The organism is Pseudomonas sp. GL-B-19, assembly GCF_019956415.1.
Lineage (GTDB): Bacteria > Pseudomonadota > Gammaproteobacteria > Pseudomonadales > Pseudomonadaceae > Aquipseudomonas.
This window is the reverse complement of record NZ_JAHBDK010000064.1, coordinates 74,528-92,999: the sequence shown is the minus strand read 5'-3', so window position 1 is coordinate 92,999 and position 18,472 is coordinate 74,528. Positions and strand designations below refer to the sequence as shown.

Genomic DNA, 18,472 nt, shown 5'->3' with positions numbered 1-18,472 from the left:
GATGTCACGTGTTTAGCTGCTTTTGTCACCTGCGAATCATGCGGCGAGTGTAGCTCTTGAGCTACACCTAATCACCCCAAAATTCTAATCAGTCGATACTCAATCACGCCTTCAATGGCTCAACCTTACGCGTCAACAACTCAACAAACGCCTTGGCCATCGGCGATTTCTGATCCTTGCGCTGCACCAGCCACACCGCCGACACCGCCGCGGGGTCCAGCAACGGTCGATACACCACGCCGTCGATGCGCATCCGCTGATACGACGCCGGCAGCACCGACACCCCCAAGCCCGCCGCTACCAACCCGATGATCGTCATCGCCTCGCCAGCCTCTTGCGCGAAGTGCGGGCTGAAACCGGCATCGCGGGCCAGGCTGAGCAATTGGGCATAGAGACCACTGCCATAGCTGCGTGGGAAAAATACGAAGGGTTCGAGGGCCAGCGCCGACAGGAACAATCCGTCTTCGCTGCCGTTGACCAAGGGGTCCTTGGAGCTGAGCACCGCCACCAGTGGCTCGCGCATCAGCTCCACGACACTGAGGGAATCTGGCAACCCGAGTGGTCGCATGATGCCGACCTCGATTGACTCGTCGACCAACGCATCGGCAACTTGGGTACTGCTCATCTCTCGCAGGTTCAGATGCACGGCCGGGAAGCGCTGGCGGAACGAGAAAATCGCTTGGGGAATGGTCGAGTTGAACGGTGCCGATGAAGTAAAGCCGATTTTCAACTCGCCCAACTCTCCAAGCTGCGCACGCCGCGCCACGTCGGCAGCTTTGTCGACTTGCGCCAGCGCCAATCGGGCCTCTTGCAGAAACAACCGACCGGCTTCGCTGAGCTCGACCCGACGATTGGTTCGCTCGAACAAGCGTGCGCCAACCTCGGCCTCCAGTGCCTGTATCTGCTGGCTCAGCGGCGGTTGTGAGATGCCCAGCACTTGAGCGGCGCGGCCGAAGTGCAGTTCTTCAGCGACAGCGATGAAGTAGCGCAGATGACGCAATTCCATAAAGACCCCATTAGGTCGTAAAAGCTCTCAAACAGGTCGAACAATATATTGGATTGAATCATTAGGCAGCTATATGCTTTTTTCATTGCCTGCCCGGCTGCGTCCCTCCGAGGTCCAACGTGAAAACTGCTGTCGCTCCACTCGCCCATGAAGTTCCGCCCGTCGCGGCGGACGATGTCGTCGCCGAGCTGAAGGAGATTTACATCGAAAAAGGCACACCGATGTTCATGCGCACGGTGCTGGCGCTGTTCTCCGGCGGCTTCGCAACCTTCGCGTTGCTCTACTGCGTGCAACCGATGATGCCGCTGCTGTCTCACGAGTACTCGATCAACGCGGCGCAGAGCAGCCTGATCCTGTCGGTCGCGACCGGCATGCTCGCCATTGGCCTGTTGATCACCGGACCGATCTCCGACCGTGTCGGACGCAAACCTGTCATGGTCGCCGCGTTGTTCGCCGCCGCGCTGTGCACCATGGCCAGCGCGATGATGCCGAGCTGGCAAGGCGTGCTGGTGATGCGCGCACTGATAGGGTTGTCGTTGAGCGGCCTGGCGGCGGTAGCCATGACTTACCTGAGCGAAGAGATCCACCCGCAGCACATCGGCCTGGCCATGGGCTTATACATCGGCGGCAACGCGATTGGCGGGATGTCCGGACGCTTGATCACCGGCGTGCTGATCGATTTCGTCAGCTGGCACACGGCGATGCTGGTGATTGGTGGTCTGGCGCTGATTGCGGCGGCGGTGTTCTGGAAAATCCTTCCCGAGTCGCGCAACTTCCGCGCCCGCTCGCTGCACCCGCGCAGTTTGATTGATGGCTTCACCATGCACTTTCGCGATGCCGGTTTGCCGCTGCTGTTCCTTGAAGCCTTTGTACTGATGGGCGCGTTCGTCACGCTGTTCAACTACATCGGCTACCGACTGCTGGCCGAGCCGTATCACATGGAGCAAGCCTTCGTCGGACTGCTGTCGGTGGTGTATCTGTCGGGGATCTACAGCTCGGCGAAAATCGGTTCGCTGGCTGACAAGCTAGGGCGCCGGAAGGTGCTTTGGTCGACCATCGTGCTGATGCTCGCCGGCCTTGCCCTGACCATGTTCACGCCGCTGCCGGTGGTGATCATCGGCATGCTGATCTTTACTTTTGGCTTCTTTGCCGCGCACTCCGTGGCGAGCAGCTGGATCGGGCGTCGGGCGATCAAGGCCAAGGGGCAGGCGTCATCGTTGTATCTGTTCAGCTATTACGCCGGGTCGAGTATTGCGGGGACGGCGGGTGGGGTGTTTTGGCACCTGGGCGGATGGAACGGGATCGGATTGTTTGTCGGCGGATTGCTGGTGATTGCGTTGCTGGTGGCGTTGAAGCTGGCGAAGTTGCCGCCACTACAAGGTGTCAAGGCCTGACACAAAACCAGTGTAGGAGTGAGCCTGCTCGCGATAGCGGAGTATCAGCCAATACATTCGGCGACTGATTCACCGCTATCGCGAGCAGGCTCACTCCTACATTAAAAACAAAAACGCCCGGCATAAGCCGGGCGTTTTTTACTGGGCGACGATTACTCGTGATACTGCGCCGACAGTTCATGCACCGCGCTCAGGAACGCACCCGCATGTTCCGGATCAACATCCGGCGTAATGCCATGACCCAGGTTGAACACGTGGCCGCTGCCCTTGCCGTAGCTGGCGAGGATGCGGCCGACTTCGGTGCGAATGGCTTCCGGCTTGGCGTACAGCACCGTCGGGTCCATGTTGCCTTGCAGGGCGACTTTGCTGCCGACGCGATCACGGGCGCTGCCGATGTCGCAGGTCCAGTCCAGGCCCAGTGCATCAGCGCCGGCGTCGGCGATGCTTTCCAGCCACAGGCCGCCGTTTTTGGTGAACAGGATGACCGGCACTTTGCGGCCTTCGTGTTCGCGGATCAGGCCGCTGACGATTTTGCGCATGTAAGCCAGGGAGAATTCCTGGTACGCCGCCGCCGAGAGGCTGCCGCCCCAGCTGTCGAAGATCTGCACCGCTTGCGCACCGGCCATGATCTGGCCATTGAGGTAGCTGGTGACCGTCTGCGCGAGCTTGTCCAGCAGCAGGTGCAAGGCTTGCGGGTTGTCGTAGAGCATGGTTTTGGTCTTGCGGTAGTCTTTCGACGAGCCGCCTTCGACCATGTAGGTGGCCAGGGTCCATGGGCTACCGGCAAAGCCGATCAGCGGTACGCGACCGTTCAGTTCGCGGCGGATGGTGCTGACCGCGTCCATGACGTAGCCGAGGTCTTTATGTGGATCAGGAATCGGCAGGGCTTCGATGTCGGCCATCGTGCTGATGACTTTTTTGAAGCGCGGACCTTCACCGGTTTCGAAGTACAGGCCTTGGCCCATGGCATCCGGGATGGTCAGGATGTCGGAGAACAGGATCGCCGCGTCCAGTTGTGGATAACGGTCGAGCGGTTGCATGGTGACTTCGCAAGCGAACGCCGGGTTCATGCACAGGCTCATGAAGTCGCCGGCCTTGGCACGGCTGGCGCGGTATTCAGGCAGGTAGCGACCGGCCTGACGCATCATCCACACAGGGGTGACGTCTACGGGTTGCTTGAGCAGGGCGCGAAGGAAACGGTCGTTCTTCAGGGCAGTCATGTCGGCATCCGGAAAAAAAGTGCGGGTATTTTCTCAGAGCGCGACGCAAAAGGCACGGATAGAGCCAAGCCTTTTGTCTATCGGGTCAATTTGTCGCGGGTGACAGGCCACTCAACCTTCTGTAGGAGCCGGCTTGCTGGCGATTCAGACGACGCGGTCTATCAGGAAAACCGCGTTATCGTTCATCGCCAGCAAGTCGGCTCCTACAGGGTCACGCGCTGATCAGACGCCCAGGTAATCCAGGATCCCTTCAGCCGCATTGCGGCCTTCGAAGATCGCCGTCACCACCAGGTCAGAACCGCGAACCATGTCGCCACCGGCGAAGATTTTCGGGTTGCTGGTCTGGTGCTTGTATTTACCTTGCTCCGGGGCCACGACGCGGCCCTGGCTGTCGGTCTGGATGTCGAACTGCTCGAACCATGGCGCCGGGCTTGGGCGGAAACCGAACGCGATAACCACGGCGTCGGCCGGGATGATCTCTTCGGAGCCCGGGATCGGCTCAGGGCTGCGACGGCCACGGGCGTCCGGTGCGCCGAGACGGGTCTCGACCACTTTCACGCCTTCGACGCGGTCTTCACCGACGATAGCGATTGGCTGGCGGTTGTAGAGGAATTTCACCCCTTCTTCCTTGGCATTCTTCACTTCTTTGCGCGAGCCCGGCATGTTCGCTTCGTCACGACGGTACGCACAGGTCACCGACTTGGCGCCCTGACGGATAGAAGTGCGGTTGCAGTCCATAGCCGTGTCGCCACCGCCCAGCACCACGACCTTCTTGCCTTTCATGTCGACGAAATCTTCCGGCGACTTTTCAAAGCCCAGGTTGCGGTTGACGTTGGCGATCAGGAAGTCGAGCGCGTCATGCACGCCCGGCAGGTCCTCACCGGCAAAGCCGCCCTTCATGTAGGTGTAGGTGCCCATGCCCATGAACACCGCATCGTATTCTTCGAGCAGTTGCTCGACGGTCACGTCCTTGCCCACTTCGGTGTTCAGGCGGAACTCGATGCCCATGCCGGTGAAGACTTCGCGACGATTGCTCAGCACAGTCTTTTCCAGCTTGAACTCGGGGATGCCGAAGGTCAGCAAACCACCGATTTCCGGGTTCTTGTCGAACACCACCGGGGTTACGCCGCCACGTACCAGCACGTCGGCACAGCCCAGACCGGCCGGGCCGGCGCCGATGATCGCGACACGTTTGCCGGTCGGCTTGACCTTGGACATGTCCGGGCGCCAGCCCATGGCGAACGCGGTGTCGGTGATGTACTTCTCGACCGAACCGATGGTCACCGCGCCGAAGCCATCGTTGAGGGTGCAAGCACCCTCGCACAGACGGTCCTGCGGGCACACCCGGCCGCAGACTTCCGGCAGGGTGTTGGTCTGGTGCGACAGCTCGGCGGCCTGGAGGATGTTGCCCTCGGCCACCAGTTTCAGCCAGTTGGGAATGAAGTTGTGCACCGGGCACTTCCATTCGCAATACGGGTTACCGCAACCCAGGCAGCGGTGGGCCTGATCGGCCGAATGCTGGGGTTTGAAGGGTTCGTAGATTTCCACGAACTCTTTCTTGCGTTGACGCAACAGTTTCTTCTTCGGATCTTTGCGCCCGACATCGATGAACTGGAAGTCGTTATTCAGACGTTCAGCCATTGTTAAAACCTCATCAAACTCTTCAGGCGCATATCACTGCGGGTTGGCACGGGTGCTGGAAAGCAACGATTTCAGGTTGGCAGCCTTGGGCTTGACCAGCCAGAAACGACGCAGGTAGTCGTCGAGGTTTTCAGCGAGGTTACGACCCCATTCGCTGTCGGTTTCCTCGACGTATTCGTTCAGCACGCGTTGCAGGTGGCTGCGATAGGCTTCCATCGCTTCACCGCTGATCCGCTGGATTTCCACCAGTTCGTGGTTGACCCGGTCAACGAAGGAGTTGTCCTGGTCGAGCACGTAGGCGAAACCGCCGGTCATGCCTGAGCCGAAGTTGTAACCGGTCTTGCCCAGGACGCAGACGAAACCACCGGTCATGTACTCGCAGCAGTGATCGCCAGTGCCTTCCACAACCGTGTGAGCACCGGAGTTACGCACGGCAAAACGCTCGCCCGCGGTACCGGCGGCGAACAGCTTGCCGCCCGTGGCGCCGTACAGGCAGGTGTTGCCGATGATGGCACTGTCCTGAGTCTTGTAGACACTGCCCTTCGGCGGAACGATGACCAGCTTGCCGCCGGTCATGCCTTTGCCAACGTAGTCGTTGGCGTCGCCTTCCAGGTACATGTTCAGGCCGCCGGCGTTCCACACACCGAAGCTCTGACCGGCCGTCCCTTTGAAGCGGAAGGTGATCGGTGCGTTCGCCATGCCTTGATTGCCGTGCTTGCGAGCGATTTCACCGGAGATCCGTGCGCCAATGGAACGGTCGCAGTTGCAGATGTCCAGGGCGAAGTCAGCGCCGCTCATGTCGTTGATGGCCGAAGTGGCCAAGTCGACCATTTTCTCGGCCAGCAGGCCTTTGTCGAACGGCGGGTTGCGGTCCACCTGGCAGAACTGAGGCTTGTCTGCCGGGATGTGATCGCTGCCGAGCAACGGGGTCAGGTCCAGGTGTTGCTGCTTGGCGGTCTGGCCTTCGAGGACTTCCAGCAGATCGGTACGACCGATCAGCTCTTCGAGGGAGCGCACGCCCAGCTTGGCCAGCCACTCACGGGTTTCTTCAGCGACGTAGGTGAAGAAATTCACAACCATGTCGACGGTGCCGATGTAGTGATCCTTGCGCAGCTTCTCGTTCTGAGTCGCAACGCCGGTGGCGCAGTTGTTCAGGTGGCAGATACGCAGGTATTTGCAGCCCAGAGCGATCATTGGCGCGGTGCCGAAGCCGAAGCTTTCAGCGCCGAGAATGGCCGCCTTGATCACGTCGAGGCCGGTTTTCAGGCCGCCGTCGGTCTGCACCCGGACTTTGCCGCGCAGGTCGTTGCCACGCAGGGTCTGGTGGGTTTCAGCCAGGCCGAGTTCCCAGGGAGCGCCGGCGTATTTGATCGAGGTCAGCGGCGATGCGCCGGTGCCGCCGTCGTAGCCGGAGATAGTGATCAAGTCCGCATAGGCCTTGGCCACACCGGCGGCGATGGTGCCGACGCCCGCTTCTGCAACCAGCTTCACCGAAACCAGCGCCTTCGGGTTGACTTGTTTCAGGTCGAAAATCAGCTGCGACAAGTCTTCAATCGAGTAGATGTCGTGGTGCGGAGGTGGCGAAATCAGGGTCACGCCCGGCACTGCGTAACGCAGCTTGGCGATCAGACCGTTGACCTTGCCGCCTGGCAGCTGACCACCTTCGCCTGGCTTGGCGCCCTGAGCGACTTTGATCTGCAGTACTTCTGCGTTGACCAGGTATTCCGGAGTTACACCAAAGCGGCCAGTCGCAACCTGCTTGATTTTCGAGCTCTTGATGGTGCCGTAGCGCGCCGGGTCTTCGCCGCCTTCGCCGGAGTTGGAACGCGCGCCGAGGCGGTTCATGGCTTCGGCCAGGGCTTCGTGAGCTTCCGGCGACAGGGCGCCCAGCGAGATACCCGCGGAGTCAAAGCGCTTGAGCACCGATTCCAGCGGTTCGATTTCGCTGATGTCCAGTGGCGTATCCAGGGTTTTGACCTTGAACATGTCGCGGATCATCGACACCGGACGGTTGTCCACCAGCGACGTGTATTCCTTGAACTTGCTGTAGTCGCCCTGCTGCACCGCAGCTTGCAGGGTGCTGACCACGTCCGGGTTGTAGGCGTGATATTCGCCACCGTGGACGAACTTCAGCAGGCCGCCTTGCTGGATCGGCTTGCGCGGGCTCCAGGCTTCGGCAGCCAGCGCTTTCTGCTCGGCTTCGATGTCGACGAAACGCGCGCCCTTGATGCGGCTTGGCACACCACGGAAGCTCAGCTCGCAGACTTCTTCGGACAGACCGATGGCTTCGAACAACTGCGCGCCGCGATACGACGTGATGGTCGAAATACCCATCTTCGACAGGATCTTCAGCAAGCCTTTGGTGATGCCTTTACGGTAGTTCTTGAACACCTCATAGAGGTCGCCCAGCACTTCACCGGTACGGATCAGGTCGCCCAGCACTTCGTAGGCCAGGAACGGATACACCGCCGAGGCGCCGAAACCGATCAACACGGCGAAGTGATGCGGGTCCCGCGCAGTCGCGGTTTCCACGAGAATGTTGGAGTCGCAACGCAGGCCTTTTTCGGTCAAGCGGTGGTGCACCGCGCCGGTGGCGAGCGAAGCGTGGATCGGCAACTTGCCCGGGGCAATGTGACGGTCACTCAGCACAACCTGGGTACGACCGGCGCGCACGGCTTCTTCAGCCTGATCGGCAACGTTGCGGATCGCCGCCTCGAGGCCGACGCTTTCGTCGTAGTTCAGATCAATGATCGCGCGCTCGAAACCCGGACGATCGAGGTTCATCAGCGAACGCCACTTGGCCGGGGAGATGACCGGCGAGCTGAGGATCACGCGCGAGGCGTGTTCTGGCGATTCCTGGAAGATGTTGCGCTCGGCACCGAGGCAGATCTCCAGCGACATGACGATGGCTTCACGCAGCGGGTCGATCGGCGGGTTGGTGACCTGCGCGAACTGCTGGCGGAAATAGTCGTACGGCGTGCGCACGCGCTGGGACAGCACGGCCATCGGCGTATCGTCGCCCATCGAGCCCACGGCTTCGTAGCCCTGCTCGCCGAGCGGACGCAGCACCTGATCACGCTCTTCGAAAGTGACCTGGTACATCTTCATGTATTGCTTGAGCTGATCGACGTCGTAAAACGCCGAACCGTGGTCGTTGTCTTCCATGGTCGCCTGAATGCGCAGGGCATTCTTGCGCAGCCATTGCTTGTATGGATGACGAGACTTCAGGCGGTTGTCGATCGCATCGGTGTCGAGGATCTGACCGGTTTCGGTGTCCACGGCGAAGATCTGGCCCGGGCCAACGCGCCCCTTGGCGATCACGTCTTCAGGCTGGTAGTTCCAGACACCGATTTCCGAGGCCAGGGTGATGAAACCGTTTTTGGTGGTCACCCAACGCGCCGGACGCAGACCGTTACGGTCGAGCAGGCACACCGCGTAACGACCGTCGGTCATGACCACGCCAGCCGGGCCGTCCCACGGCTCCATGTGCATCGAGTTGTACTCGTAGAACGCACGCAGATCCGGGTCCATGGTTTCGACGTTCTGCCACGCAGGCGGAATGATCATCCGCACGCCACGGAACAGGTCGATGCCACCGGTCACCATCAGTTCGAGCATGTTGTCCATGCTGGAGGAGTCGGAACCGACGCGGTTGACCAGCGGACCGAGTTCTTCCAGGTCCATCAAATCGTTGGTGAACTTGGTGCGACGGGCCACGGCCCAGTTGCGGTTACCGGTGATGGTGTTGATCTCGCCGTTGTGCGCCAGGAAGCGGAACGGTTGAGCCAGCGGCCATTTCGGCAGGGTGTTGGTGGAGAAGCGCTGGTGGAACACGCAAATTGAAGTTTGCAGGCGCTCATCGCTGAGGTCTGGATAGAAGGCGGTCAAGTCCGCCGGCATCATCAGGCCTTTATAAATGATGGTCTTGTGCGAAAAGCTGCAGACGTAGTGGTCGACATCAGCGGCGTTGGCCACGGACGAGCGACGACGGGACGTGAACAGCTTGACGGCCATGTCCTGATCGCTCAGGCCTTCACCACCGATGAACACTTGTTCGATCTGCGGCAGGCGCTCGAGGGCCAGACGGCCGAGGACGCTGGTGTCAATCGGCACTTTGCGCCAGCCGACGAGGGTCAGGCCGGCAGCCAGGATCTCGCGGTTCATGTTCTCGCGAGCGGCTTCGGCTTTCACCGGGTCCTGGTTGAAGAAGACCATGCCCACGGCATATTGCTTGGGCAGTTCGACGCCGAAGGTTTCCTGGGCGATGGCTCGCAGGAACACATCCGGCTTTTGAATCAGCAAGCCACAACCGTCACCGGTCTTGCCGTCGGCGTTGATCCCACCGCGGTGGGTCATGCAGGTCAGGGCCTCAATGGCCGTTTGCAAAAGGGTATGACTGGGCTCGCCCTGCATATGGGCTATCAGGCCGAAACCGCAGTTATCCTTGAATTCATCTGGTTGGTACAGACCTGCTTTCATAGACACTTTCTCACCAGGCTGCCTCTTACCGAGGCAAATTTCTTTTCAATTCAACCACTTGCATTCCACGCCGAACGTACGCCGGCTTAGCGGGGGCAAAAGGGTGGTCATTGTACACAGCGACACAGAGGCTCACAAATTTGACGACGAAATGTCGCAAATTCATGTCGCATTTGTGAAAGGTTTAAAGCGATCTGCTGTGCTAGTCAAAACTTTTTTTAATTTTGACCGCAACGACTCAAAGACTACTGTAACGCAGACACCACAAGGCACGCAGTCTGTAGAGACGGCGCGCACTTGCAGAAATTTTGAGGTGCTTGGAGAGGCGGCCTGGGTAAGGCCGCCGAATCTTCAGCGAGTTGTTGCCAGTTCCTGTTGGACGCTGGCGACAGTGCGAGGCCAAGGTTTACCAGCCTGAACCTTCGCTGGCAAGGCCTTGATGGCAGAAACGGCTGCATCACGATTGGCGAAGTTGCCATAGGTGATGACATACAACGGCTTGCCGTTGAGGACTTTCTTGAAATAACGGTACTCGCCGCCCTGCTCTTTCACGAAGTTTTGCGCAGACGCTTCGGAGCTGGTGCCGAGAATCTGCACCACGTAATTGCTCGTAGGTTGTCCGGCGTACCAGGTGCCGCCAGCGGCCTTGGCTGCGGGGGCTGGCTTCTCGGCAGGCTTGGCGGCAGCCACGGCGGCAACCTTGGCTGGCGCTGGAACCGGCTTCGCGGCAGGTGCAGTCGGAGCTGGCTTGGCGGTTGCGACCTGCGTCGGCGCGGGAACAGGTTTGGTGGCCGGTGTCGGCGCTGGACCCGGCTGAATGCCCGCTGGCGGCGCGACGGTGGTCACGGTAGGCGGTGTAGCGCTGGAACCCTCGATCGGCACGCCATCGTCGCCTTCGGTGATGCCACCGGCGGCTTCAGCCAACGGACCGCGCATGACCGGTTGCGAGTTGCCGACCAGCGGCAATGGCATTGGCTGCGAGTTACCGGCGAATTCGACGGAAGGTGCACCGCCATTAGGCTGTGGCGAACCTTGACCGAGCGGCAGCTGTGCCTGTTCGTTGGCAGGTGCGCCGGTGGTCGGTGCTTTGCTGCGACCCGGAATCAACCAGGCGGCGGCTACCGCGACCACGACAACGGCGGAAATCGCCAATACGTGTTTCTTCGGCATGTTGAACCCCATTTTTGGACGCTTCACCGCTGAGCGGCTGGCAATCATGGCTTCGATCATTGCATCGCGGGCAACCTGGTTGATGTTGCCAGGCCAACCGTCGGAGCTTTCGTGAATATCAGAGATCTGATCTGCGGTGAAAAGTTCGATACCCCGACCAGCGCCTTCGAGCCGCTGGTCCAGATATTCGCGGGTTTCTTCTTCGGTGTAAGGCTGCAGTTCGATCACGTGGAAACGCTCTTCCTCAAGGCTTAGCGCCTCAAGCTGAGCGATCAGCGACGACTCGCCAAACAGGAACACATGTGGGCGACCTTCCGGTGCGCCGGCGGCCAGGGCCATCAGGGCTTCGAGCGCGGATTCGTCGAGCTGCTCGGCGTCATCCACCAGCAAATAGACTTCCTGGCCGGTCAACGCCAGTTGCACCACTTGCGCCAGGATGGCGCCGATCTCGGCCTGTTCGACGTTCAGCGCTTGAGCCACCTGGCGCAAGATGCCAGCCGAATCGCCAGCGCCGCGAGCGGACACCACCACGCTCTGCACCGACTGCTTGTTGGTGCTGGCCACCAGAGCCTGACGCAACAGGGTCTTGCCACTGCCCTGCGGGCCTGTGACCACCAGCAGCAACTGGCTATAGCGCGCCAGGTGATGCAGCTGCCCCAGCACCGGTTTGCGCTGGGCCGGGAAAAATTTGAAGCCAGGTACCCGTGGAGCAAAAGGGTCATGACTTAACTGGTAATGGCCGAGGAAAGCCTCGTCGGCATGCAAACTAGTCATCGGGATCTTATTAACCTTTAAGCTGAGCCAGGGCGCGGTAATCCGCTCCCAGCGTGGCCTGTAAAACCTCTTTCGGATAATCGTCGGTCACCACCGCTTCGCCCATGTGGCGCAGCAGCACCAGGCGCAAACGACCGTCGATCACTTTCTTGTCAATTGCCATGTGTTCAAGGAAATCGGCTTCGGTCATCTCTTCAGGCGGGATGACCGGCAGTCCGGCACGCTGGAACAGGCGAATACCGCGATCACGCTCTTGTTCACTGATCCAGCCCAGTCGGGCCGACATTTCCAAAGCCATCACGGTGCCAGCAGCGACGGCCTCACCATGAAGCCAGACACCATAGCCCATGTGGGTTTCAATGGCGTGGCCGAACGTATGACCGAGGTTCAATGTGGCACGAACGCCGGTCTCTTTTTCGTCGGCACCGACCACCGCAGCCTTGGCGGCGCAAGAGCGCTCAATGGCGTAGGTCAGGGCGACCTGGTCCAGGGCTCGCAGGCGATCGACGTTTTCTTCGAGCCAGGTCAGGAACGGCTCGTCGCAGATCAGCCCGTACTTGATGACCTCCGCAAGCCCGGCGGACAGTTCGCGGGCCGGCAAGGTATTGAGGGTCGCGGTATCGATGAGCACCACGTTCGGCTGATAGAACGCACCGACCATGTTCTTGCCCAGCGGATGGTTGATGCCGGTCTTGCCGCCCACCGAAGAGTCGACTTGCGACAGCAACGTGGTCGGCACTTGAATGAAATCAACGCCGCGCTGGTAGCAGGCGGCAGCAAACCCGGCCATGTCACCAATCACACCGCCACCAAGGGCGATCACGGTGGTACGGCGGTCGTGCCGTGCGGTCAGCAGGCCGTCGAAAATCAGTTGCAGGGTTTCCCAGGTCTTGAAGGCTTCGCCATCGGGCAGCACCACGGAAATCACCGAGAACTGCGCCAGGCTGCGGGTCAGACGCTCGAGGTAGAGCGGTGCAACGGTCTCGTTGGAGATGATCGCTACTTGCCGTCCGCGAATATGCGGGGCCAGCAGCTCAGGCTGATCCAACAAACCTTTGCCAATGTGAATCGGGTAGCTGCGCTCGCCTAGATCGACCTTGAGTGTCTGCATGTGTCCCCGCAATGAAGATGAAATCAGGCGTCCTGCCTTGAGTTATCGAATGTCCACGGTGCCTGCTGGTGTAATGCTGTTCGGTAGCCATCCGCCACAACCGAGCGGTCATGACAGGATGCCGAGGATAGCGCATTTCGCGCTGCGCATTAACGGGGCGGTAGCTGTTGCAAGCGTTCGAGAATGTCGAGCACTACCATTCGCGGCGGCCGCTCATCGGTTTCAACCACCAGGTCGGCGATTTCCCGATAAAGCGGATCGCGGATCGCCAGCAGATCCCGAAGGGTCTTGGCCGGATCGGCGGTACGCAACAGGGGTCGATTGCGGTCACGGGCAGTACGACCCACTTGCTGCTCGACAGAAGCATGCAAGTAGACCACCCGACCACCGGCATGCAACGCCCGACGATTGGCTTCGCGCATCACCGCGCCACCACCAGTCGCCAGCACCACGCCATCGCAGCCGCACAGCTCGGCAATCATCGCCTCCTCGCGGTCACGAAAGCCCGGTTCGCCTTCTTTATCGAAAATCCACGGGATATTGGCGCCCGTGCGCAATTCAATTTCCTTATCGGAATCTTTGAACGGCAGGCGCAGCTCTTTGGCCAGCAACCGGCCGATGGTGCTTTTACCAGCGCCCATCGGTCCAACAAGAATCAAATTTCGCACAGAATCAATGACTCACAGCAATCGCCTGATTGTTCATGATACGCGGAGTGAGAAACACCAGCAGCTCGGATTTTTTCTCCGAAACCACGTCACGCCGGAAAAGGCGGCCAAGATACGGCACATCGCCGAGAAATGGCACCTTATCTACAACCTTGCTCTGAGTATTTGAGAAAACTCCGCCAATGACGATGGTCTCGCCGTCATTGACCAGGACTTTGGCATTGACCTCGTTTTTCTTGATCGGCGGCACATCCTGCACCTTGTTCAGAAAGTCCGGCTCGTCCTTGGTGACCTTGACCTCCATGATGATCCGGTTATCCGGCGTGATCTGCGGCGTGACTTCCAGCGACAGCGCGGCCTCTTTGAATGACACCGAGGTCGCGCCACTGGAGCTGGCTTCCTGGTAGGGAATCTCCGTGCCCTTGAGGATCTTGGCGGTTTCCTTGTCGGACGTGACCACCTTGGGCTGCGAGACGATTTCACCGTTGCCGGTTTTCTCCATCGCCGTCAGCTCAAGGTCCAGCAACACGTTGTCGGTGATATAGGCAATGCCGATTCCCGACGTACTGCCCGCCGCCCCCAGGTCGACAAACGGCGAGTTGGTGTCGCCACTGCCCGGTGTACCAATAGTCGTCGATCCATTGTTGACCCCGGACGTATTCCAGTTGCCCTTGTTCTGCACTGAACCACCCCAGCGCACGCCGAGGCTTTTGTCGTAGTCGACGTTGGCTTCGACGATTCGCGCTTCGATCATCACCTGACGCACCGGAATGTCCAGTTGCGTGACAATGCGGCGAAGTTCATCGAGGTTGTCCTGGGTCTGGTAGGCAATGATGTTGTTGGTCCGTTCATCCACGGTGATCGACCCACGCTCGTCGGCTTTAGCCTCGGCGCTGGTCACCGACTGAAACAGCTTGGCGATGTCGGCAGCCTTGGCGTAGTTGACCTGCAATAGCTCTCGTCGCAACGGCGCGAGCTCGGCGATCTGCTTCTGCGATTCCAGCTCCTGACGTTCCCGGGCAGCGATTTCATCGGCCGGCGCCACCAACAGAACGTTGCCGATCTTGCGCTTGTCCAGCCCTTTGGTTTTCAGAACCAGATCGAGCGCCTGATCCCACGGCACGTTTTGCAGCCGCAAAGTGATGCCGCCCTGCACCGTGTCGCTAGCCACCAGATTGAGGTTGGTGAAATCGGCAATCAGTTGCAGCACCGAACGTACATCGATGTCCTGAAAGTTCAGCGAGAGTTTTTCGCCGGTGTAGGCGAAGCGCTCTGCGTTGCGCTTTTGCAGATCGTCGGGGGTCATCGGCCGGATGCTGACGGTCAGCTTGTTGTCGGTCTGGTAGGTCGAATAGTCGAAAGTGCCGCCGGGCTCGATACTGATCGTGGCCCTGTCGCCCGTGGCGCTGGCGTTGACGAATTGCACCGGGGTGGCGAAATCCTTGACGTCCAGTCGCACGCGCAACTTTTCGGGCAATTGGGTCCTGGCGAATCCGAGAATGATCTTGCCTTCGTGTTCCTGGATGTCCGGGGCAATGGACGGATCCGATAAATCGATGACCACATTGCCTTCACCCTGGGTGCCGCGCTGGAAGTCGACGCCGCGAATGGCCTTACTCACAACAGGGTAGGTTTTTGCAGGCGCCGGGGTTCTCAGCTCGGCACGAGGCTCGCTCGCCGCCGGTTTCAATGCCTTGCCATTGACCCCCTGCCCGATCACCACCAACAAATTGTTGCCTTCGACTTTTGCGCTATACGGAGTCAACTGCGTCAGGTTAATAATGAGCCGCGTGCGGTCCTTGGCTTCCACCACCGTTGCGCTGCGGGCATTACCGCCGCCCAGGTCACGATTTTTACTCGCCAACTGACTGACCACGCCGGGCAGGTCCAGCGCAATCCGCGCCGGCTGTTCGGTCGTGTAACCGTGGGGCGCAGGGGGCGGCCCATCGAAAGACAACTTCAACTCGATGCGATCACCCGGCAGCGCGGCAACATCCAGCGCTTTGAGGTTGGTCGCCAGCACCATCGGAGACATCAACGCTATCCATAGCGAAATACCGAGGGTTGAGAAAGTCCTGTTCATTATTCGAGTTCCACTATGAGTGCTCTTTCAAAGGAAGGGTCCGTGGTCGCTCCAGCCAGGCACCCTCGCCATCGGGAACGATTTCGACTACATCGACTTGTGAACCGCTGATGGCGACGATCCGTCCATCGTTACGCCCCAGGTAATCGCCGACTTTCAGCCGATGCACCCCGCCCGCTCCGCGTAACAGCGCAAAGGAGCCGGTGGCATTGGAGATCGTGCCGACCATTTCAAACTGCTCGATGTTGAATCCTTCGAGGTATTGCTTGATCCGATTGTGGTCAGGGTTGACGTTGTGTGAACCGCGTTTCTGGCCGGCCAGGTCCACTCTGACCTGTCGGGAAAACGGGCTTCGCAGGTTGGCGGCGCTGTAGGTGAACGTTGGGTAAGACCGAAACGTCGGCGTTGGTTCAATTTTGCCCGGGGCCCGCAGACGCATTTCGTTCGTATAGGCATCCAGGTCGCCGACATCGTTGCCACTGCCACACGCGGTCAGACTGGCGAACAACAACACCATCGATAAATAACGGACCGGGCTCATTACTGCACCCCGGTGTCGTTGTAGCGGTAGGTCTTGGCGAGGATGCTCATGCGCAACTTCGGACCTCCTTCAGGATTGGCCGGCGCAAGCTTGAAATCATGCAGCGTCACGATCCGGGGCAGCCCGGCCACGCCGCTGACGAAGGTCGCCAGGTCGTGGTAGGCGCCGGTTACCGTGATCTGGATCGGCAGTTCGATGTAGAACGGCTGGGCGACTTCCGGCAGCAGTTTGATCTCTTCGAACTCCAGCCCGCTGCCAAGGCCCGTGCGGGTAATGTCCTCCAGCAGACCGGGGACCTCGGTGTCGCTGGGCAACTGCCGTAGCAGCACGCCAAAGGAGACCTCCATTTCCTTCATTTGCCGGGTGTACAGCTCCAGATTCGCCGCCATGCGGGCTTTGGTCGCGAACTGCTCCTTGAGGGTCGACTCTTCCTCGCGCTTGAGATGGAGCTGGTCTTCCAGGTCACCGAGGTGAAAGGCGTACCCGAGCGCCAACACCAGCACCATCAGCAGAACACCTGCCATCACCTTGATCGCCGGCGGCCAGGAACCCATGTTGCTGGTGTCCAGATCGTTGATATCGACATTGCGCAGCCCTTCTAACCATCGGGACGGGCTCATTGATCGTCCCCCACGGCAGTGGGCTGCGTCAGACGAACGGTCAGTTGAAAAACATTGGCCTGATCCAGCTGACCGGCGGTCGTCGCTTTGACCTCTGTAAGACTCGGGGCATCGAACCAGTCGGACGCATCCAGATTGCGCATCAAATCCGACACACGATTGTTGGACTCCGCAGCGCCAGTGATGGACAGGGTTTTGCCGACCATTTTCACTTCGGTGAAATACACACCATCCGGCAACGCGCGCGCCAATTGATCGAAGATCCGGCCACTGATCGGCCGGTTGCCTTGCAGGTCCTGAATAATGCGCATGCGTTCGACCAACTGCTGGCGACGGGCTTTCAGATCACTGATCTGTGCTATCCGCTCGTCGACCACTGCAATCTGTCTAGCGATGTAATCGTTACGGGCAACCTGCCGATCAACGGCACCGCTAATGAGTTGGTCCGCAACCAGCACCGCCCCCACGGAGCACAGCAGCACGCCGACCAACGTCACCAGAAAACGCTTGCGGCGTTCTTCTCGCCGCTCCTCGCGCCAGGGTAAAAGATTGATCCGCGCCATCAGTCGAAACTCCTGAGAGCGAGCCCGCACGCAATCATCAGAGCCGGCGCATCACTGGCCAGCGCATCGGCGTTGACCTTGCTGCTCAAGGCCATGTTGGAGAACGGGTTAGCCACCTGAGTCGGCGTGCCCAAGTGCTGCTCGATCAATCGATCAAGCCCCGACACCGACGCTGTGCCACCGGCCAACAGAATGTGATCGACCTTGTTGTACTGGCCAGAGGCAAAGAAGAACTGCAACGAGCGTGAAACCTGTTGCACCAGCGCCTCGCAAAACGGTTGCAAGACTTCGCTGACGTAGTCATCCGGCAAACCGCCCTGCTTCTTCGCCAACCTCGCCTGTTCGACCGTCAGGCCATAACGGCGCTGAATGTCCTCGGTCAGTTGCCGACCACCGAACAATTGTTCGCGGGTATAGATGATCTTCCCGTTGTGCAGCACGCTGAGGGTGGTCATGGTCGCGCCGATATCCACCACCGCGACCGTCAGCCTCTCCTGAGAGGCGTTCAGCTGTGTTGATAGCAACCCGAAAGAACGTTCCAGTGCATAGGCCTCGACATCAACCACACGCGCGGTCAGGCCGGCCAGCCCCAAGGCCGCTTCACGGACCTCGACGTTTTCCTTCCGACAGGCGGCCAGCAGTACCGTCACCCGCTCGGGGTTACGCGCGGACACGCCCTGGACTTCGAAGTCGATGGCGACTTCATCCAACGGATAGGGGATGTACTGATCGGCCTCGATCTTTAGCTGGTTTTCCAACTCGTCGTCGGAAAGACCGCCGTCCATCTCGATGGTCTTGGTGATCACCGCCGAGCCGGCCACTGCCACCGCCACGTTCTTGAGGCTGGTTCTGGCCTTGAGCAGCACACGAGCGAGCGCATGCCCGACACCTTCGAGTTCGGCGATGTTTTTTTCGACCACGGCATTAGCGGGCAACGGCTCTACAGCGTATGCCTCGACCCGATAGCGGCCGCCCTGGCGGCTCAGTTCCAGAAGCTTTACCGACGTCGAGCTGATGTCGATCCCCAACAGCATGTTGGCTTTTTTATTGAAGAGTCCTAGCACTACCAATTCCCTATGACTTTCCGTGTCTTACGGACTCTGTAATATCCATTGCGTTCATTCACTTCGTCTTGACAGAAGCGCCCATGACGTTCCCTGCGGAAAAATGCTTATAATGCCCAGCGTTTTTTTCCGGTTTTT

General features: G+C 59.7%; 13 protein-coding genes. 1 reads left to right on the top strand and 12 read right to left on the bottom strand.

What is annotated here, in order from left to right:
- Nucleotides 1-103: 103 nt before the first annotated feature.
- Nucleotides 104-1,006 (bottom strand): LysR family transcriptional regulator, encoded by a 903-nt coding sequence (locus tag KGB06_RS23420; protein ID WP_223519971.1) that lies wholly within the window; start codon nucleotides 1,004-1,006, stop codon nucleotides 104-106.
- Between the two features lie 119 nt (nucleotides 1,007-1,125).
- Between KGB06_RS23420 and KGB06_RS23415 the strand changes: the two genes are divergently transcribed.
- Nucleotides 1,126-2,400, top strand: coding sequence for an MFS transporter (locus tag KGB06_RS23415; protein WP_223519969.1), 1,275 nt, complete (start codon nucleotides 1,126-1,128; stop codon nucleotides 2,398-2,400).
- A gap of 152 nt (nucleotides 2,401-2,552) precedes the next feature.
- Here KGB06_RS23415 and hemE read toward each other — a convergent pair whose 3' ends face one another.
- The 11 genes from hemE to KGB06_RS23360 form a co-directional block, all read right to left on the bottom strand.
- Entirely contained in the window at nucleotides 2,553-3,620 is a 1,068-nt protein-coding gene (gene hemE, locus KGB06_RS23410) for a uroporphyrinogen decarboxylase (RefSeq protein WP_223519967.1), read from the bottom strand.
- A 222-nt stretch (nucleotides 3,621-3,842) separates the two neighbouring features.
- Complete coding sequence (locus KGB06_RS23405; RefSeq protein ID WP_223519965.1) at nucleotides 3,843-5,261, bottom strand: FAD-dependent oxidoreductase; 1,419 nt, start codon at nucleotides 5,259-5,261, stop codon at nucleotides 3,843-3,845.
- A 33-nt stretch (nucleotides 5,262-5,294) separates the two neighbouring features.
- On the bottom strand, nucleotides 5,295-9,740 hold the full coding sequence (gene gltB / locus KGB06_RS23400) for a glutamate synthase large subunit (RefSeq protein ID WP_223519963.1): 4,446 nt from the start codon (nucleotides 9,738-9,740) through the stop codon (nucleotides 5,295-5,297).
- A gap of 351 nt (nucleotides 9,741-10,091) precedes the next feature.
- The gene (locus KGB06_RS23395; protein ID WP_223519961.1) at nucleotides 10,092-11,684 is read right to left on the bottom strand and encodes an AAA family ATPase; all 1,593 of its coding nucleotides are present in this window, start codon (nucleotides 11,682-11,684) and stop codon (nucleotides 10,092-10,094) included.
- 10 nt (nucleotides 11,685-11,694) lie between these two features.
- Nucleotides 11,695-12,795 carry a 3-dehydroquinate synthase gene (gene aroB / locus KGB06_RS23390; RefSeq protein ID WP_223519960.1) on the bottom strand — a complete coding sequence of 367 codons (1,101 nt, stop codon included), beginning with the start codon at nucleotides 12,793-12,795 and terminating at the stop codon, nucleotides 11,695-11,697.
- 149 nt (nucleotides 12,796-12,944) lie between these two features.
- Entirely contained in the window at nucleotides 12,945-13,463 is a 519-nt protein-coding gene (gene aroK, locus KGB06_RS23385; RefSeq protein WP_223519958.1) for a shikimate kinase AroK, read from the bottom strand.
- Between the two features lie 4 nt (nucleotides 13,464-13,467).
- The gene (gene pilQ, locus KGB06_RS23380; RefSeq protein WP_223519956.1) at nucleotides 13,468-15,546 is read right to left on the bottom strand and encodes a type IV pilus secretin PilQ; all 2,079 of its coding nucleotides are present in this window, start codon (nucleotides 15,544-15,546) and stop codon (nucleotides 13,468-13,470) included.
- Between the two features lie 13 nt (nucleotides 15,547-15,559).
- Nucleotides 15,560-16,087: a pilus assembly protein PilP gene (locus tag KGB06_RS23375; RefSeq protein ID WP_223519954.1), complete on the bottom strand. Its 528-nt coding sequence runs from the start codon at nucleotides 16,085-16,087 to the stop codon at nucleotides 15,560-15,562.
- The gene (gene pilO / locus KGB06_RS23370; RefSeq protein ID WP_223519952.1) at nucleotides 16,087-16,707 is read right to left on the bottom strand and encodes a type 4a pilus biogenesis protein PilO; all 621 of its coding nucleotides are present in this window, start codon (nucleotides 16,705-16,707) and stop codon (nucleotides 16,087-16,089) included. Before pilO ends, KGB06_RS23375 begins: the two co-directional genes overlap by 1 nt.
- Nucleotides 16,704-17,270: a PilN domain-containing protein gene (locus KGB06_RS23365; RefSeq protein ID WP_223519950.1), complete on the bottom strand. Its 567-nt coding sequence runs from the start codon at nucleotides 17,268-17,270 to the stop codon at nucleotides 16,704-16,706. The genes pilO and KGB06_RS23365 overlap by 4 nt, the downstream gene beginning before the upstream one ends.
- Complete coding sequence (locus KGB06_RS23360) at nucleotides 17,270-18,334, bottom strand: pilus assembly protein PilM (RefSeq protein ID WP_223519948.1); 1,065 nt, start codon at nucleotides 18,332-18,334, stop codon at nucleotides 17,270-17,272. Before KGB06_RS23360 ends, KGB06_RS23365 begins: the two co-directional genes overlap by 1 nt.
- Nucleotides 18,335-18,472: the final 138 nt, after the last annotated feature.